The organism is Acinetobacter sp. ANC_7588 (assembly GCF_056783995.1).
Map to the genome: position 1 here is coordinate 1 of NZ_JBWYIU010000002.1, position 22,836 is coordinate 22,836.

Consider the following 22,836-nt stretch of genomic DNA (forward strand, 5'->3'; position numbering starts at 1 on the left):
TTGAATTGCATTATTGTGGCAGTAGTCGCGATCGCTGTGCTTTCGTCGAAGAAGTAGAACAGGGACCACTTGCACCATTTACAACCTTCCATTTTAAAGCAGAAGGTTCAAGTCATCGCGAATATCTTAACCAGCATATTAAGCAATTAGATGCTCAATCTCATATCTATACATGTGGCCCGAATGGCTTTATGGATTGGGTCATTGATTTAGCTAAAGTGAATCAATTTGCGGATCAGCAGATTCATAAAGAATATTTTAACGTTGAAACAGATGTCACAGGCGATAGCTTTGAAGTCGTTGCACAGCGCAGTAATAAAATTATTACGGTTGCAGCGGATGAGAGTTTGATCGATGCATTAGCGAGAGAAGGCATAAAGATTGAGAAATCATGTGAACAAGGGGTGTGTGGTACATGTTTGTGTGATGTATTAGAAGGTGAGCCTGACCATCGTGATGTGTATTTAACGGATGAAGAAAAAGAGAGTAATGAACAGATTTTGGTGTGCTGTTCACGATCAAAATCAAAATTTCTGGTTCTGGATATTTGATGTCAATCAATAAGCAAACATACATCTCTCCTTACCAAGTAAAAGAGATGCTGGAAATAACTTAACAAGGAATAGATCTCTTTCATAAATCAAAAAAAGATCTATCCCTTGCTGATTATTTGTACCGAATAATTTTAAATATTCATGCATAATTTGTGAATGAAATACATCGACTCAAAGAAGCTTTCTGAAACACAGTTTAAGCGATATACAGGCATCTCATGGTCAACCTTTGATTTAATGGCTGAACAGCTAAAAATGCTTGTACCTGCTAAAGGTAGACCATCTAAGTTAAGTGTAGAAGATCAAATCCTTCTGTGCTTAAGTTATTGGCGTGAATATCGAACATTGTTTCATGTCGCAACGAGTTATGGTGTGTCAGAGCCTACTGCTTCAAGAATCGTCCGCCACGTAGAGGATTGCCTGATCAAGTCCAATCTATTTAATTTACCCAATAGTTTGCATGAAGGCGAAGGTATCGACTGGAATGTGGTGATCGTAGATGCCACCGAAGTTCCAATACAAAGACCTAAAAAAACAGAAGAAAAGCTATGGTGGTAAGAAGAAGGCACATACTTTTAAAGTACAAGCCATCATCCACTATAAGACTCAGCAAATTCTGAGTTTATGCACGAGTCGTGGTGCAGTACATGATTTCGAGCTCTTCAAACGCAACCTGAATCAAATTCCTAAAGGGTCTTTTATCCTTGCAGATAAAGGCTATCAAGGGATTTATACGGTGTATCCAAATAGTCTATTGCCATTAAAAGCAAAAAAGCACTGTAAACTAGAACCTGAGCTAAAAGTTTACAATCAAGAAATCAATAAAAGAAGAATTGGGATTGAGCATGTATTTGGGACTTTGAAGACCTTCAAAATCCTTGCTGAGCGATATCGCAACCGTGGCAAAAGATTGGGATTAAGATTCAGTTTAATCGCAGGGATTTATAATTTAGAACTGAGTAAAAAATGATTTATGAAAGAACCCTAATATTTTAGGGCTATCTTGTTTATAAAATAAGATATTAACCATTGTGACAACTTAAAGTAATTAGACTCTTTTTAGCTTTTTTTAAAATTAATATTTTAAAAAACTAATGTCTACTTCGGCTGTATCAAGTATCCATTTTTCAATGCGCTTATGGTGTAAACGAAGTAGATCCAAAGGACGATTTTTGTAATGCTTTTCTATTAAAGTTTTGGGTGAATGCCCCATTATATTCTCCGTAACGCCAATAGGTACAGAAACCCACTCTGAAAGATTGCTAAATGATCTCCTGAGATCATGAATAGTTAAAAGTGGTAAGGAGTGTTTTTTTAAAGCTCTATGGTATTGTTTTCTTACGTCTACAATATATCCAGTTTTGGATTTAGAGCTTGAGAAAATATAATTTTTTTGATTCAAAGAAGGTATATTGTTAATCAGATATTCAACATAAGGTGTTAGTGGTATTTGTATAAAACTCTGGCTCCCTTTATTCCATATTTTTATACTTTTCCACTTAAAATCTACATCAGAATATTTAAGAGATCTCAAAGCTTCAGATCTTGCTCCTACTAAAAGACAAATTTTTAAAAATGATCGATGGACAATATTATTTATCTCATCTACGGCTTTAAACCATGTTTTTAATTGTGCCTTTTCTAGTGAGTTAGTCTTTGGGGTAACTCTATGGACTAACTCACGGACACTTTTTGATTTGTATATTTCAGGGGATATCAATTTATTATATATATCGTGTTCACTACACCAATTTATAAATGCTCGTAATATTCTGAATGCTAGAGAAGCTATGGTTTTGTGTTTAAGATTTTCTTTAGCAAGCCAATCCACCAAATCATTGGACTTAAGAGAAGCCAAAGGAATATTTAATAAAGGGAATAAAGCTCCAGGTTGAGTGTGACCTTCGCCAATTTTTTTTAATTTACCTCCAGATTGGGAAATTTTAACTGCATCTTCATATGTTCGTTCTGACCATATACTTTTACGTGACTCAAGGTATTCTTGGTAGGCCTCATTTAATGTTATTTTATTCAATTTTCTATTAATCATACTTTCATGATTAAGTTTTGCTTCTTCATTCTTGATTCTCCGAGGATCTTTTCCTTGATCGCACAAATTCTGTAATCTTCTAGCTTCTTTTCTAGCATCATCTAAACTCCAGCTTTTTATATCTCCAATTGTCATTCTAATTGATCTATTGAAAACTTTGCTCTGGAAAATATATGCTCGATTATTATTAATCGTGACACGTACTGATAAACCGACTGTATCAGTATCCCAATAAAAAATTTGATTCTTTCCTCGGGGAGGTATAGGAAAACTTTTAACTTTAGATGATGTAAATTTAATCTTCATGGCAAACATCCTATGACTATAGTGTAAGCAATATGTAAGTAAATTTAGTAAAGTTTACTCAATAATATTAAATATTAAATTTTCTGTAAATTATTGTTTTTTATAAATAAATAAACATTTATCAATTGTAATCAACACTGTTAACAACGAACTCATAATCCGTTGGTCGACAGTTCAAGTCTGTCTGGGCCCACCAAATTTTATACTTATATAGCTTTATATAAGATCCAAACCCTTAATTCTAAAAGAGTTAAGGGTTTTTTATTGCTTTGTTTAACGTCATATAACTTCATATGGGAACACGCTCTGTGTATCCTTGTTTGTATCCTAAATGGCTTTGTTGCATAAAGATTTGAAAGGCAAAGCGCCCCTAATTGAGCCAAATTTAAGGCGTAACTTGGGTAAGTGGTCGACCTAATTCCGTAAATCTGTTGAGGACCGCTACACGTGCATGAACTTCATTGACTTGGCTATCAAAGCTACTTGCACTGAGTTTATCTCCTAATAATTTGATGCAGTGCATTTTAGTCTCAACCAAACTTCGGCGATGATAGCCTGACCATTTTTTCCATAGTGTCCTACCTAAACGTTTAACTGTTTGAAGTAATTCATTTCGCTCTAGCGAGCAGCTCTTTGTATCTTTCCATGGTTTCGCATTTTTTCTAGGTAGAATCACCGCATGCACTTGCCGATCTGCAATGGCCTGACGGCATTGCTTGGTGTCATAAGCTTTATCGGTATAAACAGAGTCAATCTGCTCATCTTGTGGAATCTGATCAAGTAAATCACCAAGTACCTGTGAATCACTGATATTATTGGTTGTGAGCTGAATAGCTCGTATTTGAAGGGTTTCAGCATCTATAGCAATATGTAGCTTACGCCATTGGCGACGATATTCAGGTCCATGTTTCTTGTGTTTCCATTCACCCTCACCTAGAAACTTCAAGCCTGTAGAGTCCATGAGTAGATGCAGCCCATAGCTATTTTTTTGGTAGCTGATTGCAATATCAATATACTTTAGTCTTCTACAAAGCGTACTGTAATCTGTGCTGTCCAATTTAATCCGCAAAGTTTAATCAGACTTTGCATAAAGCCAGTGACCATACGTAAAGACAGACAGAATAAGGATTTAATTATTAAGCAGCATTGGATGGCTGCGTCGGAGTAGATTTGATTTCGTCCTTGTTTGCCTTTTGATGGAGCATACCATTGCGTAGTAGGATCAAACCAAATGGCAATATTTCCGCGATTAATGGGTGCTCGGTTATATGCGGGCCAATTGGTTGTGCGGTAGATTTTGTGTAGGCTTCTTCATTTGAAAATTATATGGCTGAAGAAGCCCTTAAGAATAGCTTTCTGCAACAAAGCCGTTGAACCTTGGAAAATTCCTGGAGTAAAAGTAATCAGTGAGAAGCCTCTAAAATGAATGAAGTTCAATCTATAAAATTAATCATAAGTGAAATAATTAATTTGCTTAAAGAATTTGACTTAACATATTGGTCAACAGCATTTAAACGTTTTTTGACGGAAATTGATTCAAATTTTTCTCAAGTTAAGCACGATATTTTAAGGAATTATGCTGGAATGGGCTCATTTAATGACATCGTTTTAGAAAAAAATGGAGAATATCCACCTTATGAAAATGACAAATTTTCCAAATTACGGAATGATCTTTATGATTTGTGCTTAGTATAACTCAATTGAACGTAAATCTATTGGCAGTTAGAGCTAAATTAATAAAAAGTTAGATGAGGCAAAAAAAGCTAATGAAGCAGGAACACTGAGTCAAGCTGAGTTTGACAAGAAACAGCAACAACTTCAAACCTTAGGCATATTAGTCGATAGTATTTCAGCAGGATTATCGGCTCCGACTAACAGTAGCTTAGGTATAGCAGCCGCAACAGTGAGTCCTAAGCTTAGCTATGAGATCGGGCAATATTTCAAATCAAATGATAGTGAAGGAAGTGCAACACATATTCTAGCGCATACTGTATTGGGTGCGGCAGTTGCAGCAGCAGGTGGCAGTGATGCTTTAACGGCAGGTTTGGCAGCAGGTGGAGCAGAAGTTTCAGCACCGTTACTTTCAAAATATTTGTATGGCAAAGAAGCCAAAGATTTAACAGCTGATGAGAAAGGAACGATTAGTGCAATCACTGGTTTGGTTGCATCTGGTGTAGGTGCAAGCACTGGTGATGTGGCTTCAAGTGTGCAAAGTGGTCAAGTGGCTCAGAATGCGGTGGAGAATAATGGATTAGAAAATGTTCTTCTTCCTCATGAAATTGATGAAATTCAAAATGATCACAAAGGAGAAATTCCTAAACGAACTCTGCAAGCGATTAAAGATAATACGACTTATAAAATAAATGAGAATGGTGAGTTTATTTTGTGTGTCAAGGTCGCAGGATATTCATGTGCTCCTAGACAAGGAGAACGTTACGCTACAACTCAAGAGATTGCCCAAAAAGGTGGGGAAAGCCTTCTTACTATGGCGGCAGGTTATGGAGCAGGCAAGGTAGTTGAACCAGTAGTATTAAGTATAAGTAAATCGGGTGTAGTCTCAAAAATAAATGATGTTACTAAGGCATTATTTATATCGAAAATTAATAGAAAAGATCTTGAGTATTTGAAAGCAAATAATATTAAATTTAGTGAAAAAGATTTAATCAGTACTATACGTGCTCCAGATGGAAAGGTTGTTTTTCTTGAAAAAGGAAATGAAAAAGCTGGTTTATTGCATGTCCTAAAAGAGCATCAGAAGAATTTTGAAGATATTGGTGTACAAGTAGATGATATTCCTAACGTATTAATGGATGCAATTAAAAAGGGAAAAATAGTTGGGTATCAAGGAAAAGGAAAGGGGCGTCCAATATATGAAACTGAAATAAAAGGGAAAAAACGAGGAATTGCAATTACAATAGGAAACAATGGATTCATAGTTGGTGCAAACCCTACGAGGATTAAGTGATGAAAAAATTGATAAAGCTAATGGCTGATTATGAATGTTATCCACTTTGGGAATATGATGAATTAGGGCTAATAGGTAATTTAAATCCTGAGGATTTACCTATTTCCGAAGAGTTGATAAAGGCATTAGACGATTGGTCAAAAATATTTGATACAACTTTAAATATGGATGATCCAATTAGATCAGGTTTTAATAGTCTAGAAGATGAATTGAAATTTAAAGCTTTAGGAGAAATTTTAGCAAGAAAATTAATGCAAGAGCTTAAAAATAAATATGAAGTTGTTTATGATAATTAATATCATATCTCAAGCGTCAATTTAATAGTAATAGAGTAGAAAGAAACTCGTTACATATTCTAGCGCATATAGTATTGGGTGCGGCAGTTGCAGCAGCAGGTGGCAATGATGCACTCCTTGCAGGAGTTTCTGCGGGTGGAGCAGAAGCATCAGCACCTGTACTAGCTAAATACCTATATGGTAAAGAATCAAAAGATTTAACAGTGGATGAAAAAGGAACGGTAAGTGCGATTACTGGTTTGCTTGCATCGGGTGTCGGTGCAAGTACTGGTGATGTGGCTTCGAGTGTGCAAAGTGGTCAATTGGCTCAGAATGCGGTGGAAAATAATGGATTTTCAATTATTGATGAGAATTATGGGCAGGTAGTTAAAGAAAATACTAAAGAGAAATTTTCTTGTCCGACAGGATATGTTTGTCCAATACCCGAGAAAACTTTGGGTGAAAAAACTCTACTGGTTATTAATGATTTAACAATAAGACAGCTAGCAGCTGCAATGGGTGCAGAATATGACCCTATAACTAAGGAGCATTTTACGCCAAAGGAAATACAAGAAGCTAAAGTTGCAATGCTAGGTTTAGGTTTTTCTAAAACGTTAAGTGGACCGATTAAATTAACGGATGAAGCATTTGAGAATATTGGGAAAAAATATGGTAGTGACATTACGAAATTATTAAAAGAACCTGAGGCAGATTTTGCTGGTCGAATTCCTGTTCGACCTAGAGATGGCTATACTGAAGTTGGTACAAACCAAATTGATACACCTTTAGGGAAACATTTAATTGATGCGACAATTAATAAGAAATCAAAAGTGATCTCTGGTGGACATAATGCAGATAATTTTTATGAAATTTTAAATGCCAATGGTGGTAAAGTAGTTGGGCAGTCAACAGAAATATCCAAAGGAATTACGGAAGTAAGATATCAATTGCCAAATGGAAGGATTGAAGCAAAAACTGTTTATGATCCTAAAGTCTACAGTAATGCGCAAATGGCAAGTATGGCAAATCAAGCTGCTGCAAAAGCAATAGTGAATTATGGAGCTAGTGGTAAAACTCAACAAAATGTCGTGATAAATGGAATTACTTTTAGAGTGCCTGTCGTTACGCGAAGTGGAGTACCTCAAGTACCAACATCATTTCCTATTAATCCTAATTCAAAATAAATTGTATCAATTGAGAGGATTTTTGAATGAGTTTTACCTATAAAAGTGATTATTTTAGTTTTGAACATGATGATCTTCAGGCACCATTGTTGTATTGTATTTATGAAATGATACATGGCGGTAAAGATTTAGAATATTATTTACGTGGAACGATAGGTAAAGACCCAATGGAGCCTGTTGGAGGCGATCCAGGATGGCAGCTCTATTCAGAAGTTCAGGAAGATGGTACAGAACTATATCATGCTTGGGTCGATGAAGAAATGATAGGAATAGAGCCAACTGAAGGGTGGTATGATGAAAAAACGGTTAAATACTATATTCGACAAGGATTAGAGAGTGTTCTAAAAGAACAACCATCTAGAAGAGATGAAATTGAGAAAATATTTATAAAATATGATCTATAGAGAATATTAAGATATATTCAAATTAATAAGAAAAGAATTAAAACTGCGTTATATGAGCCTCATCTTTACAGATGGGTTTTTTATTTAACCAGAATCAAGTATAAGAATTTGAATACAAGGACTAGAGGCATCTATTGACTTACCACATAAAATTCATGCTCTAGTCCTAATTTTCATAAGATAACTTACGACCGATACCGCACGTGAAAACAGCGGTGCACTACAAAATAACTTTGATAAAGATAAAGTTCAAATTGAAATTAATTTACAAGTTGATGTGACGAAGAAGTTTGATGCGAATCGTCAAGAAGTACGTACCGAAATTAATAAAAAGTTAGATGAAGCTAAAAAAGCTAATGAAGCAGGAACACTGAGTCAAGCTGAGTTTGACAAGAAACAGCAACAACTTCAGACCTTAGGAATATTAGTCGATAGTATTTCAGCAGGATTATCAGCTCCGACTAACAGTAGCTTAGGTATAGCAGCCGCAACAGCAAGTCCTAAACTCAGCTATGAGATTGGTCAATATTTCAAATCAAATGATGGTGAAGGAAGTGCAACGCATATTTTAGCGCATACTGTATTGGGTGCGGCGGTTGCAGCAGCAGGTGGCAATGATGAACTCCTTGTAGGAGTTTCTGCAGGTGGAGCAGAAGTATCAGCACCTCTACTAGCTAAATACTTATATGGTAAAGAATCCAAAGATTTAACAGCAGATGAAAAGTCAACGATTAGTACCATTACAGGCTTAGTTGCTTCAGGTGTTGGTGCTACTGCTGGAGATGTAGCGAGTACAGTGCAAAGTGGGCAAAGTGCTCAGAATGCAGTGGATAATAATTACCAGACCAGAGCTACTCTTAAAGCTGTGAATAAACATCTGCAAAAATGTAGTGCGAATGATAGAGCTTGTATTGAGCAAGGAATTTCAATATTAAGAAAGACCGACCAAATGCTTGATAAAGCTTTCAATAAGTGTGTGCAAACAGCTGATGCTGCTTGTGTAGAACAACATTTAAAAAATATTTTGGCAAGTGATGTTTCACCGGAAATGAAAGAGATTGAACAACAGCTAAGAAGACTAAAAGTTTCAATTGAAGCAAAAGGGCTTCTCAATGAAACTAGTGGATTTTCAATACAAGCAACGAAGCAATTAGATTTCTTGAAATATTCACAAAGAAGTTGCCAAAACATGACGTATGGTGCTTGCAGTACAAAATATAATGGTTTAAAGCAAAGCGCAGCTGAAAAATATTGATTCCAGCAAAATCAGCTGTTTTAGATTATATGGTAGGGGAAAAACCAAGAACAGGAGCAAGTTACTATATTGCTGGTTTTGGTTATGTTGCGACAGAAATATTTTTCCCTGAAAGTGCAACAGATCTAGCTTTAATGGCTGTAGGTGGTGGAACGGCTAAAGGAGTGAGTCTAGCCAATAAGGAGGCAAAAGTAGCAGATGATTTAATTCAGCGACAAAAAATTGAGAATAACGCTAATGTGGAGAATCCTAGTTTTGGAGACTCATCAGTACGTGACTTTCAATCCGGTACAACGTATAGGGCGGAAAATATTAATGCTGGACAAGTAACAGATAGAGATGGATTAGTACGAGCAAATGAAAATCTTATTGGAAATAATCCAAAAACATTGAATGATCAACAGGTTGGTGGTAGTTATCATCCTACAGGTTATCCAGCATGGAAAGCAGGCACAACTGTAACTGATCGAAGAGTAATTCAATCCGAGAAAATGCGAATGGTGATTGATGAAGTTCAATACTCTAACATGGTAGAAGCTATCAAAAAAGGAGAAAATCCGGCACAGAAATTAGGTGGTTGGGCGACAAAAGAACAGGTTAATTCTGTTGCAGATATGCGAAATAAACTTGCAATAACTGAAGAGTTTAAGCCTAGTATTAATAAATCTGGTAAGCCAAATAAATTTTATGTGGTTGAATTTGAAGTACAGCCAAGTGTGGGTGTTCGAGAAGGAAGAGCAGGCTCTATGTATGATTATAAGACTGGTAAAACTTTACCAGGTAATGCTCATCAGATTAATTTCGTAGATAAATCTCCTTACACGAACCCTGAGCTATTTAAAATTAGCTCGACAAGAGAGATTAAATAATGAAAACAATACAGAAAGTAATAGAGACAAATGTTTTTGAAAATGGAGAAATTTATGAATTTATGAATTATCCTGAATATGATTCTGATATTTCGCTCAATATTTTTAATAATTTATTATTGACGAATGAGAAAATTATTGCTTTAGAAAAAAAAATTATTTATAGCGATGGTAGTGAGTATATTTTACCTATTGCGGAGAGTGTTCATGTTTTATTAGATTGTAAATGCTTTTTGATTATTTTTAATAACCCGCCTTCTAAGTTAAGTAAAAAAATAGAATATCCTTGGTACTTCTTAAGACCTAACAACGCTGCTGTATACAATTCGGATGGTAGTTTAAGACATCAATTAATTATTCCAAAAGATCTAATCAACTTAAGTAAGATCGGAAAAGAAGATTGGTATATACATTCTCCTTATTATGGTGATTTTCCTAATTTTCAAGGATTTGGAGTAATGGTTACTAATGATTTGTATTGGCCTGATTTGTGTTTTTGTATATATGATGGTACACCGAATTTAATTTGGACAGAATATACTCAAGCGCGACGATGATATTGTGTAACGGATTTAAAAGGGTATTTCGTGAAAACCCATTCAGTTGAAGATGCAAAGTATGATATTTTTTGATTGAGTGATTAGCTTCCTATTTTATAGAGACCTTTTAGTTAGATAAAATATCAAATTAACGAGGTGCTTATGAGCGATAAACCATACCCTGAAAAATTTAAAATTGAAGCAGTAAAACAGGTCACAGAGAAAGGTCATAGTGTTACTGATATCGCTGCACGTTTAGGTATAACTACACATAGTCTTTAAGCATAGATTAAACGTTATGATCCACAGCAGCCCAAGATCACAGAATCTAATGATCCAAGTGCATATTTAACAAATTTAAAAAAATAACTGCAATACTCGGCGAAGAAAGGGCTATATTAAAAAATGTCGCAGTGTACTTGGCAAACCAGTCCAAATGAGGTACGCCTTTATTCGGGACAATATGATGCTAAAGGGATTTCACTGAGTGCTGGATTAAATACGACTAAATTTGATCAGGGTAGACCCGGTACTGTAATATCAGCGCCTGAAAAAATTGATCAACATGCTTCCACTATCCAAGGTGTAAGCAAGTCGATCGGTTTTGGTTTGGACAGTGATAAAGACAGTAGTGTGACGCAAAGTGGAATTAATACGTCTAATATCACGATAAGAGAAACAGTTCGTCAAGAAGAGCTGACAGGAAACTCTGCTGGGCAGATGAAGTCAGAAATCCTCACACATGTCACAACAGATACAGCACGTGAAAACAGTGGCGCATTGCAAAATAACTTTGATCGAGATCAAGTTAAAAGCGAAATTAATTTACAAATGGATGTGACGAAGAAGTTTGATGCGAACCGCCAAGAAGTACGTACTGAAATTAATAAAAATTTAGATGAAGCTAAAAAAGCCAAGGAAGCAGGAACACTGAGTCAAGCTGAGTTCGACAAGAAACAGCAACAACTTCAAACATTAGGCATATTAGTCGATAGCATTTCAGCAGGCTTGTCAGCCCCAACGAGCAGTGGCTTAGGTATAGCAGCCGCAACAGTGAGTCCTAAGCTTAGCTATGAGATTGGGCAATATTTCAAATCCAATAATAGTGAAGGAAGTGCAGCGCATATTTTAGCGCACACTGTGTTGGGCGCGGCGGTTGCAGCAGCAGGTGATAATGATGCACTCCTTGCAGGAGTTACTGCGGGTGGAGCAGAAGCATCAGCACCGTTACTTTCAAAATATTTGTATGGAAAAGAAGCCAAAGACTTAACTGTAGATGAGAAAGGAACGGTAAGTGCGATTACTGGTTTGGTTACATCTGGCGTGGGTGCAAGTACTGGTGATGTGGCTTCGACTGTACAGAGTGGTCAAAGTGCTCAAAATGCGGTGGAGAATAATTATCAAACCAGAGCTACTCTTAAAGCTGTAAATAAACACCTTCAAAAATGTAGTTCGAATGATAGAGCATGTATTGAGCAAGGAATTTCAATATTAAGAAAGACCGATAAAATGCTTGATAAAGCCTTCAATGATTGTGTGCAAACGGGTAATTCTGCTTGTGTAGAACAACATCTAAAAAATATTTTGGCAAGTGATGCTTCACCAGAAATGAAAGAAATGGTGAAATAATTATAACGATTAAAAATATCAGGACAGGTAACAGGCTTATTAAATGAAAGCATTGGTTACACAAGTCAAGCAATAAAAGATATAGAAGCCGTCCGTTCAGGTCAGGATGTAGGTTCCGTCAGTGGTGCTACTACAAATTGTATTGGGCCCACACCTGAAAAAACTTTAGGTAAGCGAACTCTTGCTTTGGCTAATGAGCTTACTTTGAAACAAATTTGGGCTGCAGTTGGTTTGAAGAATGATTTCCTAACAGGTCAGGAAATTACAGAGAATGAAAGACATCTTGCAATCGCTTCAATAGGCATACCACAAAGTCAACTTAAAAATGGCAGTTTAGTAAGGATTGATATTTCTAATCCAAGATCTGCAGGTTTAAGACTACCATCTGGTAATGAGGCTGGTGCAAATAGTCAGTGGATTCCTGAGGGTAAATTACTAATGGTAGTTTTGAGGCTGTTATTGATGCAACAAAGGTCAGGAAAGACATGTTAAAGGTCAAAAAATAGGAAATTAAAATGAAATTTAATTTTAGAGATATATATGTATCAAAAGAATTAAAATTTAGTGTTGGGATTGAAGAAGGAATGAAAAAATATTATGTATCTTTTCTAGTTCCGAATCATAATAGGCAAAGTGATTATGAAATATATTATTGGTTACCAGCAAGCTATTTAGAATATATTTACGCTGAACCCGAAAAAATTTATCCATTTATTTTAGAGTGCGACAAAGGGCTACATAAAGAAATGGAAATAGATTTAACTTAAAAACTATACTAATTTCGTTTAGATTGCTGTTTTTTAATAAAGGGCGTTTGACTGACTTTCCAAAGGAAATATTCATCAGTTCACATATGAAGGAACTGGATCAAATACTTACCATTGGGCTGGCAGTTCAGATGGTGCCAGAAATTCTTTAAAGTTAGATAATAAAACCAAAGCCATTTTGCGTAAAAATGGATGGAAGTCAGAGGCACTAAAATGATTTTAAAGTTTAATGATGATTTTTTTGTTCAATGGGATGTAATTTTTGCATTAAATGATGGATTAAATTTAGGAATATTTAGTTTTTGGATTCAGGATAAATGTTATCCAGGGAAAGGAACTAATATCACTTTGAAATCTATTTTTTATACATTGGTCAGTAACATTGAAGTGATTAATAATCTAAAAAAAGATTTTGGAGAAAAGCCTATTAATGAAATTGATTTTTCATCTTTGAATGGTGATAATTTTGTTTGGATTGATACAGGGGAGTTATTTCAATTTGGTTTTGGTTTAGGGCTTGGTTTTAATAATAGAGTTCTATCATAAGTCATTTTTTATTCAGTTCCATGGTATAGATCCCAGCAATTAAATTGAATCTTAAGCCTAATCTTTTGCCTCGATTACGATATCGCTCGGCAAGGATTTTGAAGGTCTTCAAAGTCCCAAATACATGCTCAATCCCAATTCTTCTTTTATTGATTTCTTGATTGTAAACTTTTAGCTCAGGATCTAGTTTACAGTGCTTTTTGGCTTTTTGGCTTTTTGGCTTTTTGGCTTTTTGGCTTTTTGGCTTTTTGGCTTTTTGGCTTTTTGGCTTTTTGGCTTTTTGGCTTTTAGGTATTAATGGTGTTCATCTTTCAGCATGCGAAAATTCAGAAGAACAGAAGGTTCTGCAAAATTATATTGAGCAATATCAACATGATGATTTAGAGGAACTTGAAGCACGCTGGAAATCTCTTTGGCAGATTAAGACTGGAGATGAGTTTGTTCCAGAATTAACTTATGATGCGCGTCAACCGACATTAGGTCAGCTGATTAAATATCATCATTTGCATGTCATGCATAAAGCCCTTTTTGAGTCCAAAATCTCTAAAGGTGTAGGTAGGTTTATTTTTAAAGCGCCCTTTTGGGATAATGAGTTGGCATCAAAAACTTTGTTAAAAACCGAATTTAAGTCAAAACATATGGTTGTGGGCTGCGAAAATTGTGGTCAATGTAGATTGGCTGATACTTTATATATTTGCTCTGAAACATGTCCTAAAGGACTTGCAAATGGTCCTTGCGGTGGCACCACATTAGATCGATGTGAGTTTGGAGATCGGGAATGCATTCACTCTGTAAAAGCCCGATTAGCCAAAGCCGTAGGACAAACTGACGTTTTAAAAGATACCCTGATTGCAACCGTACCCGTTGAAGTTCGTGGAACCAGTTCTTGGAAAAATTGGTTTTTGGGAAAAGTTTAAGTCTTTTCAATTTCTTGTATGGGTTGATTTATAGTATTGAAATGCAATTATTAATTAGCGTTATATAGGGGCTTAAATTAAATTATCCTATAAATCTAAAAGCCAAAATTTAATCTATTTTCCTATATATCAATATTTACTGATTCTTAAATTCTCATGATGACTCTATAATTTATTTATTACATAGATGTAAAACGAGAATTAAGGATGAGCATAACGCCCATTAAGTCAGGCACTGGCAATTTAGCTAATGTGATTTATCAACAAATAAAGGATGATATTTTTAGCTTTAAGCTCAAACCTGGACAACGTTTTACTGAAACGGACCTTTCTGAAAAGTATGAGGTCAGCCGTACCCCAACACGGCAAGCACTGTATCGTCTTGAACAGGAAGGCTATGTGAATGTGCATTTCCGCAGTGGTTGGGAAATTAAGCCTTTAGATTTTACCTTTTATCAGGAGCTCTTTGATTTACGTATGATCTTGGAAAAAGAGGCTGTTAAACGTTTATGCGTAATGGATCATGAGCAATCTGAAGAATTACAGAATTTAAAGCGATTATGGCTTGTAGACGAACAGGACTATAACCAGAACACCAAAGCATTGGTGCTGCAAAGTGAAGATTTTCATTGTGCCTTGGTTAGAGCTGCAGGAAATCGTCAAATCGCCAAGATTCATCATGAAATCAGTGAAAAAATCCGAATTGTGCTCAGTCTAGGCGCCATGCGTGAATTCGATATCCAGCATGCTTATCAAGATCATGCTGCAATACTTAGATGTATTTTAGCTCGTGATGCTGATGGGGCGATCCATTTAGCAGAACATCATGTCTTACATAGTATTGAGGACGTGAAGAAAATTACTCTTAAAATATTTTCGACTGTTTAGGATAAATTATTAAAAAAATGCCAATTTTAAAAAATTGGCATTTTTTTTGCCTCTAATTCATATCTTGTATACAAGAATGTACACAAAACTAATCCAGCGATGCCAGAACAACATTTGCTTAGTTTTAGTGCATAGATTTAATGAATAGTGCACCAATTTGAATTCAATATTTGTAAACGCATCAATATTGTGCGTATAAATGAGGATAGTTTTTTTGAGATCTCGTGTAACTTTATTAATAGGTTTAACTGGCATCAATCAAGGGGTGTTTGCAACAGATCAGGTCAAAACCCTAGATACGATTTATCTCAGCACAGCTTTAGCCTCAGAATCTACACAGCATGCTCAAGCGCTTACCAAATTTCAGCATGATCTATTGGATATCCCGTTTAATAAAAGCCATTTGTCGCAAGACGTTATCCAGCAGCAAGATATTCAGCGCATGGATCAAGCCCTCAGCATCGTGAGTGGGGTATTGCATCAAAATAATTATGGTGGGGGCTTTTGGGATAACTATTCATTCCGAGGATTCCAAGGCAATCCCAATATGGGGGTGGATGCCATTCGTAATGGGCTGAGTGTCAATCGTGGCATTTCTGCACCTAAAGATATGGTCAATATTGAATCACTGGATTTTTTAAAAGGTCCCAGTGCCGCACTGTATGGACGTGGTGAGGTCGGTGGGGCATTGAATGTCACCACAAAAAAACCAAAATGGACGTCTGAAACAACGCTTAATCTTCGTGGGACAACACAAGATGAATATCGTTTAAGTCTTGAACAGACCGCGCCAATCAGCGATGCGTTGGCGTATCGAATAGCCGCTGCAATGGAAGATAACCAGTCTTTCCGTGATCATGTCAGTAGCCAACGTTTATTTGTCGCGCCACAATTCTCATGGAAATTATCTGAAAATACCCAAGTGGATTTAGATACTGAATTTACCCAGCATCTAGGCACATTTGACCGTGGTATCACGGCTGTCAACAACCAGTTATTGATGGATCCAAAGACCTTTACGGGTGAGCCTTCTGATGGTGATATGCGCGTCAAAGACAATCTCTATCAAGTACGATTAAAGCATCAGCTCAATGACGCATGGCAGATGAATGCTGCGATCAGTTATAAAGATGCGCAAATGGTCGGCTATTCAACAGAACCACGCAAATTACAGGCTGACCTTGAAACATTAGAGCGTCAGCGTCGTCATCGTGATTATCAGACCGAGGATATGCTGCTCCAAAGTGAATTACTTGGTCAACTGGAACTCGGTCATGTTCAGCATGAATTGGTACTCGGTGCAGAAACAGGGCGTTTGGACTTTATGCAACGTCAATTGCGTCTTAATCACTCGGCTGCTCAGCCAAATTGGATCAACATTTACAATCCCACTTATGGGCAATTTAGCTCTGAACTACCTTTACATACCGATTCCGATGAACGTCAGCAGTACATGGCTGTGAATGTACAAGATCAGGTCTTTTTTAATGACCAATGGAATGTGTTATTCGGAGGTCGATTCGATCGTGTCGAACAGCGCTTCATCAACCATCGCACGCAGTTCAAGGATCAGAGTACAGCACAAAAGTTTAGCCCACGCATAGGCCTTAATTACCGTCCTACACCAGCACTGTCTGTATATAGCAATTATGGTGAAGCATTTTCCATGAATAATGGCATGGGTCGCACAGGGGAGACGTTTGCACCTGAAACAGCGAAAAGCTATGAAATCGGCGCGAAATACCATTGGCAAGATCACAGCATGCTTAGCATCGTCTTGTTTGATATGGGCAAAAAAAATGTTCTGATGACGGATGCGATTGACCCAAACTTTGAAGCTGCAGTCGGTGAAGTGAAAAGCAAGGGACTTGAAATTGACTTCAACCATCGTATCAATGACCAGATGCTGGTGTCAGCAGGCTACGCCTATATGGATGCCAAAGTCAGCAAAGATGATGTGTTGCCTGCAGGCTCAGCACTGAGCAACGTACCCAAACATAGCGCACATGTCATGGCAAGCTATGACCTTTGGCAAAATGCGCAACAAGCGGCAGGTCTAAATTTCAATCTCCATTATGTCGGGCAACGCAGTGGGGACAGCCCAACCAATACGGCTAATGGTTTCAGCTTACCTGCCTATACCGTATTTAACCTTGGGGCTTATTACCAAGCAAATCCAAATTTACGCTATCAATTGAATATTCATAATTTGTTAAACGAGGAATATTATCTATCCAGTTATAGCCATGTATGGATTCAACCCGGTGAGCCGATCAAAGCAGCGTTATCGGTACAGTGGCAATACTAATGCAAAGATTTATTGTCCTTTTACTGAGCTGTGTACTGTTGGCTTGTACGGCAACAGAGCAACCGATACCAGCAAAAATACAAAGCCCAACATCGCATTGTGTGGTTGATAGTTCAGAGACCGAAGTCTGCCTAGCTCAGCCGGCACAGCGCATTGTATCCTTATTTGAGTCAGGTTTAGACGGGCTACATATGTTGGGGCAGGGTGCAAAGGTCGTGGGGATTCCTGCTGAGGTGTATTTACAGCCCTTGTTATTTAATGCTTATTCTAAAATGGACTCACGTATTGCCAATAAGCAACTCGCCACACCTTCACAAGGTACAAATGCCACCAACATTGAAAGCTTAATGCTATTAAAGCCAGATTTGGTGATTTTAGGTAGTGGGCAAACACAAACCATTCAATTGCTTCGACAATTTGGTATTGCAGTCTATGTGATGGAATCAGGCACTTACGATCAGGTGAAAGAAGAGCTGTATGAAATTGCACAGCTTACAGGTGCTGAGCAACGGGCTAAAGAAATTCTGGATTTTTCAGATGTGCTTCTGGCTGAAGTGGCACTCAAAACCTCAAAGCAAAAATATAAGCAATCAATATATTACGCATGGTCAGGTGGACGAATTTATTCAACCTCAGGCCGTAAATCGATTACCAATGATTTTATTGAATTGGCAGGGGCTTACAACGTGGTTAAAACGGAGACCAATCAACCGAATGTCAATCCAGAAACGTTGATTGAGTGGAATCCTGACAATATTGTACTGTGGAATACCGACCCAAACCTGATTTATCAGCGTAAAGAATTGCAAGGTCTAAAAGCAGTACAACAACAGAAAGTGTTTAATCTCAGCCCTGCATTTATCTATAACCCACATACCATCAAACTTCTTGTGACTGCGATTTATCTGCATCATCACATTTACCCTGACACCTCAGACTTAGCAGTTGAAGCCTTGCAACTCAAAATTTTAGAGAAACTCTATGGTCAGAAAATTGCCAAGGAGTTGATGTCATGAATAAGGCAAAATTGAAATACACCTGGTTTTATCCATTGCCGATTCTGCTGATTTTTATGTCGCTGTTGCTAGGACCGAGTCAAACATTAAGCGCAGGGGATTATGCACTGTGGTTTATCCAGTGGATGTTGGGTACAGCGTATTTTGATGCGCAACAATTTAGCTTGATGCACAATATTGTCTTCAATATTCGCCTACCACGCATCTTATTGACCTTTATGGTCGGGGCTGCTTTGGCAACAGCCGGCAATGGCTTGCAAGCTTTGTTCCGCAATCCCTTAGTGGATTCCTATGTGCTGGGGATTTCATCAGGTGCCGCCTTTGGTGCGGCTTTAGCATTATCTTTGAGTTGGTTATCGCCCAATTTATCAGCATTTATTTTTGGCGTATGTGCAGTGGCATTAACCTATGTGTTTGCCCAACAAAAGCATGAAAGCCAAACTTCATTGGTGATGGTGATTTTATCCGGCATGATTGTTTCAGGTCTGTTTTTAGCAGGACTGACCATTATTCAATATTTAAGTGATCCTTTTAAATTACAAGCGATCGTGCAGTGGACCATGGGGAATTTACATCAGGCATCGTGGCAGAAAGTCCAATATGCGGTTGTGCCGATTACGGTGGCTTTAATGGGCTTATACGCCATGCGTTGGCGCTTGAATCTGATGGCATTGGGAGCTGATGAAGCACAAGCCGTGGGGGTAAATCCGAAGTGGGAGCAGCTCATACTGATTGTATTGGTCACGCTATGCACCTCAACTTCAGTGGCTGCCGCAGGCATCATTAGTCTATACGGACTATTTATGCCGCATATTGTGCGTATGTTGGTTGGCCCTGACCATCGTTACAGTATTCCTGCCAACATGGTTTTAGGCGGCAGTTTTTTGCTACTCATTGATAATTTTTCACGAGTTTTACTCAGCTTTGAAATTCCAATTGGCATTTTCACCATGCTCCTCGGTGCGCCATTTTTCTTATTACTGATCAAAACACAAAGGACGGCTTGGGCATGATTCGAATTGAACAGTTGAACTATGCCTATGGGCATAAACACGTGTTAAAAAATATTCAGCTTGAATTTCCAGCGCATCAGTTCTCGGTGATTTTAGGTCGCAATGGTTGTGGCAAATCCACATTATTTAAACTGATGGCAGGTTTAGAACAGACCATAGATGGGCGAGTACTTTATGCGGGGCGGGCGTTAGAACAGATAAAAGGCAAAGAAAGAGCCGCGCTACTTGGATTTTTACCGCAGTTCCATAAAACGGTTTTCCCATTTTTAGTTAAAGATGTGGTGATTACAGGTCGGGCTGCATTTAGTCGATTTCGTCCATCTAAACAAGATTGGGACATGGTCGATCAGGCTTTAGTTGATCTCGATATAGAACATTTAAAAGAACGCCCTTATACCGAGCTGTCAGGCGGAGAGCGTCAATTGGTGATGATTGCCCGTATTTTGGTGCAAGCACCGAAAGTGATTTTATTAGATGAGCCGACCAATCATTTGGATGTTTATTATCAATCTTATTTGATGAAAAAACTGCGACAATTGTCACGGCAGAATTTTACTGTGATCGCCATTATGCATGATCCGAATTTGGCATTTTTATTTGCCGATCATTTGTTCTTTATGCGTGAACATGAAGTGATTCGTCCTGATTCAAAAGCGCGTCTCACCGATCCGAAATTTTTAAAAAGCGTCTACGATGTCGAGTTTCATGAAGCCATGATTCAAGACAAGACCATTGTTATCCCTGATCATTCTTGGTTGTAAAATGAATTTAACCTATGAAACACTGCAATCCGCAGATCAATCTGTCATTCAATTTGCTTTATATTCACGGCAGCTTTTATTTCCAGAACTGTATGGTGCTTGTATTCCAAAAGATATTGCCCAGTTTGAGCAGTACTATGTGGACAGTCCTTTAGGCTGTTTTATCGTGGTCAAAAATCAAGCCAAAATTATCGCAACGATTGCTTACCGTGCCTATGACGGACGTTTTGATTTGGATATTGCTGAAGGTGCTGTTGAGGTGGTCAAACTTTTTGTACTGCCTGAATATCGTCGACAAGGCATTGCCACGCAACTGTGTCAGTTATTATTTACACATGCCGAGCAACACGGCATAGAAACCTTGTATTTGCATACACATCCCTTTTTACCTGCAGCGGAGCAATTTTGGCGTTTACAAGGTTTCGACGTGATTAAACGTGAATGGTTAAAAACTTACGATACCATTCATATGTTAAAAACTATAAAATCTGATCAACAATTTTGAAATTTAGCCATAAGCTTAATTATTTATATAGATTATAGCTAAATACTGAAGTAATCAGTCTAGATCATCCAGAGCATTTGAATAGAATTTCACACCTATTTTGATGCGATCACGCCCTTGGCTCATACGCCAACGATTAGTATCACGTAAGGAATAGACGCAACCACAATATTCCTGTTGGTAAAACTCCTCTTTTTTGCTGATTTCGAGCATACGCACAGCACCACCATTCTTACGCCAGTTGTAATCCCAATAAGTTATCCCTTCATAATGTGAAGCTGAACGATGACCATAGTCGTTGATTTGCTTCATATCTTTCCAACGGGAAATACCAAGCGAACTACTTATTAGACTGAAGCCATTTTCAGCTGCATATAAAGCTGTACGTTCAAAACGCATGTCAAAACACATAGTACAACGAATGCCTTTTTCAGGTTCATTTTCGATACCTTTGGTGCGTGCAAACCAATTGTCTGTATCGTAATCACAGTCGATAAAAGGAATGTTATGTTTTTCGGCAAAGCGAATATTTTCTTCTTTACGAATTTCATATTCTTTGACAGGATGAATATTGGGGTTATAAAAAAAGATCGAAAAGTTGATGCCTGATTCAATCAGGGTTTCCATCACTTCACCCGAGCATGGTGCACAGCAGGAATGAAGTAGAAGTTTGTCGTGACCTGCTGGGAGAGACAGTTTTTGACGTTCAAGTTTGTTTGACATGGTTATATAGGTTTAAATTTAAACCCTATATTTTAAAGATTGAGTAGATAATTAAACCTCTAATAAGCTGATATTTTCTAAGGTTAGGTTGAGATAAATTCACTTGAGCACCATTTGAGTGAACGGAATCGCATCCGTATACCAGTGATCTACTCATTAACTGCATGGATAAGTTAGCTCATCTATTCTAAATCGCTTTGAAATAGCGAATATACTTTAACATGAGGGATTCTCATCTTAAGCTGAATTTATATCGTTTTACTCACTTTATTATTCACGTTTAAATACAGCCATTCAGAAATTTAGCTTTTTATAAAATTTTAGGTGGCAATCTCCATGAGTACAGCATTTGAGTGTTCAATTAAACGTATCCGTTTTGATGAAAACTATACGCCAGCAGAAAGTACACGTTTGACTACAAACTTTGCTAATTTGGCTCGTGGTGAAAGTCGTCAGGAAAATCTGCGCCGTACACTTGCGATGATCAACAACCGTTTTAATAGCTTGGCGACTGTCGATAATCCTAAAGGTGATCGCTATTCACTTGAGATCGACATCATTTCTGCAGAAATTGATATCGAAGGCAATGGACAAACTTTCCCATTTATTGAAACACTGAAAAGTGTGGTGATTGACCACCAAACAGGTGAACGTATTGAAGGTATGATTGGCAATAGCTTCTCATCTTATGTGCGTGATTATGACTTCAGTGTGGTATTGCCTCAGTTGGGTTGTGGCGTGGGTGAAAAACCTGAAGATTTTGGTAATCTACATGGCAAATTGTATAAACATCTGGTGAATTCAGCAGTATTTAAAGCAGAATTCAATAAAGAACCAGTAATTTGCTTGAGTGTTTCAACCTCTAAAACCTATTACCGTACCACCAACGTACATCCTATTTTGGGTGTGGAATACAAAAATGATGAATATTCACGTACCGATGAATATTTTGCCAAAATGGGCTTACGTGTACGTTATTTCAAACCTGAAGGTGGTAACGCACCACTCGCATTCTATTTCGCTGGAGATTTACTTCGTGATTACACTGATTTTGAATTGATCAGTGCGATTGCAACTATGGAAAGCTTTCAAAAAATCTACCGTCCTGAAATTTACAATACTAACTCACCAGCAGGCGTGGAATATAAACCAAGCTTAAGCTATGGCGACTACTCACTAACTCGTATTGTTTATGACCGTGTAGAACGTGCTGAGTTAGCAGTCAAACAAGGTAAATGGACAGAAGAAAATTTCATTAAGCCTTATCAAGACATTTTAAATGAATGGGCTGAAAATTTCGAAGTCGAAACAGCTGCTTAAAACATCCAATTGATATACAGATTCACGAATTTAGAGAAAGAA

General features: G+C 37.4%; 22 protein-coding genes and 6 pseudogenes. 24 read left to right on the top strand and 4 right to left on the bottom strand.

Annotation, left to right across the window (positions count from 1 at the left end; genetic code table 11):
* The 3 genes from AC1M9J_RS02165 to AC1M9J_RS02175 form a co-directional block, all read left to right on the top strand.
* Nucleotides 1–551, top strand: a 551-nt coding sequence (locus AC1M9J_RS02165; protein WP_481951783.1) for a flavin reductase family protein, incomplete at its 5' end; no start/stop codon positions are given.
* Nucleotides 552–710: 159 nt separating this feature from the next.
* A complete protein-coding gene (locus AC1M9J_RS02170; RefSeq protein WP_481951784.1) occupies nt 711–1,112 on the top strand; it encodes a transposase family protein in 402 nt (133 codons plus the stop codon).
* The gene (locus AC1M9J_RS02175; RefSeq protein WP_481951785.1) at nt 1,054–1,524 is read left to right on the top strand and encodes a transposase; all 471 of its coding nucleotides are present in this window, start codon (nt 1,054–1,056) and stop codon (nt 1,522–1,524) included. The genes AC1M9J_RS02170 and AC1M9J_RS02175 overlap by 59 nt, the downstream gene beginning before the upstream one ends.
* Before the next feature lie 105 nt (nt 1,525–1,629).
* On the opposite strand, the gene AC1M9J_RS02180 is transcribed toward AC1M9J_RS02175, so the two are convergent.
* Nucleotides 1,630–2,910: a tyrosine-type recombinase/integrase gene (locus AC1M9J_RS02180; protein WP_481591122.1), complete on the bottom strand. Its 1,281-nt coding sequence runs from the start codon at nt 2,908–2,910 to the stop codon at nt 1,630–1,632.
* Between the two features lie 385 nt (nt 2,911–3,295).
* A pseudogene (locus AC1M9J_RS02185) lies at nt 3,296–4,225 on the bottom strand (IS5 family transposase).
* A gap of 107 nt (nt 4,226–4,332) precedes the next feature.
* Here AC1M9J_RS02185 and AC1M9J_RS02190 point away from each other — a divergent pair.
* The 13 genes and pseudogenes from AC1M9J_RS02190 to AC1M9J_RS02250 all read left to right on the top strand — a co-directional run bounded on the left by AC1M9J_RS02190 (nt 4,333) and on the right by AC1M9J_RS02250 (nt 13,343).
* Entirely contained in the window at nt 4,333–4,605 is a 273-nt protein-coding gene (locus AC1M9J_RS02190; protein ID WP_481595428.1) for a DUF6966 domain-containing protein, read from the top strand.
* Nucleotides 4,606–4,642: 37 nt separating this feature from the next.
* Nucleotides 4,643–5,164 (top strand): annotated as a pseudogene (locus AC1M9J_RS02195) (VENN motif pre-toxin domain-containing protein); the annotation flags it as partial.
* A gap of 710 nt (nt 5,165–5,874) precedes the next feature.
* Complete coding sequence (locus tag AC1M9J_RS02200) at nt 5,875–6,171, top strand: hypothetical protein (RefSeq protein WP_481595425.1); 297 nt, start codon at nt 5,875–5,877, stop codon at nt 6,169–6,171.
* A gap of 74 nt (nt 6,172–6,245) precedes the next feature.
* Nucleotides 6,246–7,334: a VENN motif pre-toxin domain-containing protein gene (locus AC1M9J_RS02205; RefSeq protein ID WP_481951786.1), complete on the top strand. Its 1,089-nt coding sequence runs from the start codon at nt 6,246–6,248 to the stop codon at nt 7,332–7,334.
* Between the two features lie 26 nt (nt 7,335–7,360).
* Nucleotides 7,361–7,738 carry a hypothetical protein gene (locus AC1M9J_RS02210; protein ID WP_481951787.1) on the top strand — a complete coding sequence of 126 codons (378 nt, stop codon included), beginning with the start codon at nt 7,361–7,363 and terminating at the stop codon, nt 7,736–7,738.
* Nucleotides 7,739–7,922: 184 nt separating this feature from the next.
* Nucleotides 7,923–8,576, top strand: a pseudogene (locus AC1M9J_RS02215) (VENN motif pre-toxin domain-containing protein); the annotation flags it as partial.
* Between the two features lie 413 nt (nt 8,577–8,989).
* Nucleotides 8,990–9,862: a hypothetical protein gene (locus AC1M9J_RS02220; protein ID WP_481951788.1), complete on the top strand. Its 873-nt coding sequence runs from the start codon at nt 8,990–8,992 to the stop codon at nt 9,860–9,862.
* The gene (locus AC1M9J_RS02225) at nt 9,862–10,419 is read left to right on the top strand and encodes a hypothetical protein (protein ID WP_481951789.1); all 558 of its coding nucleotides are present in this window, start codon (nt 9,862–9,864) and stop codon (nt 10,417–10,419) included. Before AC1M9J_RS02220 ends, AC1M9J_RS02225 begins: the two co-directional genes overlap by 1 nt.
* 144 nt (nt 10,420–10,563) lie before the next feature.
* A pseudogene (locus tag AC1M9J_RS02230) lies at nt 10,564–10,680 on the top strand (transposase); the annotation flags it as partial.
* A 180-nt stretch (nt 10,681–10,860) separates the two neighbouring features.
* Nucleotides 10,861–11,799 (top strand): annotated as a pseudogene (locus tag AC1M9J_RS02235) (VENN motif pre-toxin domain-containing protein); the annotation flags it as partial.
* A 435-nt stretch (nt 11,800–12,234) separates the two neighbouring features.
* Nucleotides 12,235–12,522 (top strand): hypothetical protein, encoded by a 288-nt coding sequence (locus AC1M9J_RS02240; RefSeq protein WP_481951790.1) that lies wholly within the window; start codon nt 12,235–12,237, stop codon nt 12,520–12,522.
* Nucleotides 12,523–12,545: 23 nt separating this feature from the next.
* Nucleotides 12,546–12,797, top strand: coding sequence for a hypothetical protein (locus AC1M9J_RS02245; protein WP_481951791.1), 252 nt, complete (start codon nt 12,546–12,548; stop codon nt 12,795–12,797).
* Nucleotides 12,798–13,010: 213 nt separating this feature from the next.
* The gene (locus tag AC1M9J_RS02250) at nt 13,011–13,343 is read left to right on the top strand and encodes an Imm42 family immunity protein (RefSeq protein WP_481951792.1); all 333 of its coding nucleotides are present in this window, start codon (nt 13,011–13,013) and stop codon (nt 13,341–13,343) included.
* A gap of 1 nt (nt 13,344) precedes the next feature.
* On the opposite strand, the gene AC1M9J_RS02255 is transcribed toward AC1M9J_RS02250, so the two are convergent.
* Entirely contained in the window at nt 13,345–13,638 is a 294-nt protein-coding gene (locus AC1M9J_RS02255) for a transposase (protein ID WP_481951919.1), read from the bottom strand.
* Here AC1M9J_RS02255 and AC1M9J_RS02260 point away from each other — a divergent pair.
* From AC1M9J_RS02260 to AC1M9J_RS02290, 7 genes and pseudogenes are all read left to right on the top strand, one after another.
* A pseudogene (locus AC1M9J_RS02260) lies at nt 13,631–14,260 on the top strand (methylenetetrahydrofolate reductase C-terminal domain-containing protein); the annotation flags it as partial. The gene AC1M9J_RS02255 and the pseudogene AC1M9J_RS02260 overlap by 8 nt on opposite strands.
* A 207-nt stretch (nt 14,261–14,467) precedes the next feature.
* A complete protein-coding gene (locus AC1M9J_RS02265; RefSeq protein ID WP_481589877.1) occupies nt 14,468–15,148 on the top strand; it encodes a GntR family transcriptional regulator in 681 nt (226 codons plus the stop codon).
* Between the two features lie 214 nt (nt 15,149–15,362).
* Nucleotides 15,363–17,456, top strand: coding sequence for a TonB-dependent receptor (locus AC1M9J_RS02270; protein ID WP_481951793.1), 2,094 nt, complete (start codon nt 15,363–15,365; stop codon nt 17,454–17,456).
* Nucleotides 17,456–18,472, top strand: coding sequence for an ABC transporter substrate-binding protein (locus AC1M9J_RS02275; protein ID WP_481951794.1), 1,017 nt, complete (start codon nt 17,456–17,458; stop codon nt 18,470–18,472). Before AC1M9J_RS02270 ends, AC1M9J_RS02275 begins: the two co-directional genes overlap by 1 nt.
* Nucleotides 18,469–19,485 (top strand): FecCD family ABC transporter permease, encoded by a 1,017-nt coding sequence (locus AC1M9J_RS02280; RefSeq protein WP_481951795.1) that lies wholly within the window; start codon nt 18,469–18,471, stop codon nt 19,483–19,485. The genes AC1M9J_RS02275 and AC1M9J_RS02280 overlap by 4 nt, the downstream gene beginning before the upstream one ends.
* Nucleotides 19,482–20,246 carry an ABC transporter ATP-binding protein gene (locus AC1M9J_RS02285; protein WP_481951796.1) on the top strand — a complete coding sequence of 255 codons (765 nt, stop codon included), beginning with the start codon at nt 19,482–19,484 and terminating at the stop codon, nt 20,244–20,246. Before AC1M9J_RS02280 ends, AC1M9J_RS02285 begins: the two co-directional genes overlap by 4 nt.
* Before the next feature lies 1 nt (nt 20,247).
* A complete protein-coding gene (locus AC1M9J_RS02290; protein ID WP_481951797.1) occupies nt 20,248–20,751 on the top strand; it encodes a GNAT family N-acetyltransferase in 504 nt (167 codons plus the stop codon).
* Nucleotides 20,752–20,805: 54 nt separating this feature from the next.
* Here AC1M9J_RS02290 and AC1M9J_RS02295 read toward each other — a convergent pair whose 3' ends face one another.
* A complete protein-coding gene (locus AC1M9J_RS02295; protein ID WP_481951798.1) occupies nt 20,806–21,474 on the bottom strand; it encodes an epoxyqueuosine reductase QueH in 669 nt (222 codons plus the stop codon).
* A 336-nt stretch (nt 21,475–21,810) separates the two neighbouring features.
* On the opposite strand from AC1M9J_RS02295, the gene AC1M9J_RS02300 reads away from it, so the two are divergent.
* Entirely contained in the window at nt 21,811–22,794 is a 984-nt protein-coding gene (locus AC1M9J_RS02300; RefSeq protein WP_481589884.1) for a putative oxygenase MesX, read from the top strand.
* Nucleotides 22,795–22,836: the final 42 nt, after the last annotated feature.

Excerpts from the sequence above, each read along its gene's own strand:
- AC1M9J_RS02170 (WP_481951784.1), top strand. The coding sequence starts at position 711 with ATGAAATACATCGACTCAAAGAAGCTTTCTGAAACACAGTTTAAGCGA.
- AC1M9J_RS02190 (WP_481595428.1), top strand. The coding sequence starts at position 4,333 with ATGAATGAAGTTCAATCTATAAAATTAATCATAAGTGAAATAATTAAT.
- AC1M9J_RS02290 (WP_481951797.1), top strand. The coding sequence starts at position 20,248 with ATGAATTTAACCTATGAAACACTGCAATCCGCAGATCAATCTGTCATT.
- AC1M9J_RS02180 (WP_481591122.1), bottom strand. The coding sequence starts at position 2,910 with ATGAAGATTAAATTTACATCATCTAAAGTTAAAAGTTTTCCTATACCT.
- AC1M9J_RS02210 (WP_481951787.1), top strand. The coding sequence starts at position 7,361 with ATGAGTTTTACCTATAAAAGTGATTATTTTAGTTTTGAACATGATGAT.
- AC1M9J_RS02295 (WP_481951798.1), bottom strand. The coding sequence starts at position 21,474 with ATGTCAAACAAACTTGAACGTCAAAAACTGTCTCTCCCAGCAGGTCAC.
- AC1M9J_RS02265 (WP_481589877.1), top strand. The coding sequence starts at position 14,468 with ATGAGCATAACGCCCATTAAGTCAGGCACTGGCAATTTAGCTAATGTG.
- AC1M9J_RS02175 (WP_481951785.1), top strand. The coding sequence starts at position 1,054 with ATGCCACCGAAGTTCCAATACAAAGACCTAAAAAAACAGAAGAAAAGC.
- AC1M9J_RS02280 (WP_481951795.1), top strand. The coding sequence starts at position 18,469 with ATGAATAAGGCAAAATTGAAATACACCTGGTTTTATCCATTGCCGATT.
- AC1M9J_RS02225 (WP_481951789.1), top strand. The coding sequence starts at position 9,862 with ATGAAAACAATACAGAAAGTAATAGAGACAAATGTTTTTGAAAATGGA.
- AC1M9J_RS02300 (WP_481589884.1), top strand. The coding sequence starts at position 21,811 with ATGAGTACAGCATTTGAGTGTTCAATTAAACGTATCCGTTTTGATGAA.
- AC1M9J_RS02285 (WP_481951796.1), top strand. The coding sequence starts at position 19,482 with ATGATTCGAATTGAACAGTTGAACTATGCCTATGGGCATAAACACGTG.
- AC1M9J_RS02200 (WP_481595425.1), top strand. The coding sequence starts at position 5,875 with ATGAAAAAATTGATAAAGCTAATGGCTGATTATGAATGTTATCCACTT.
- AC1M9J_RS02275 (WP_481951794.1), top strand. The coding sequence starts at position 17,456 with ATGCAAAGATTTATTGTCCTTTTACTGAGCTGTGTACTGTTGGCTTGT.
- AC1M9J_RS02245 (WP_481951791.1), top strand. The coding sequence starts at position 12,546 with ATGAAATTTAATTTTAGAGATATATATGTATCAAAAGAATTAAAATTT.
- AC1M9J_RS02250 (WP_481951792.1), top strand. The coding sequence starts at position 13,011 with ATGATTTTAAAGTTTAATGATGATTTTTTTGTTCAATGGGATGTAATT.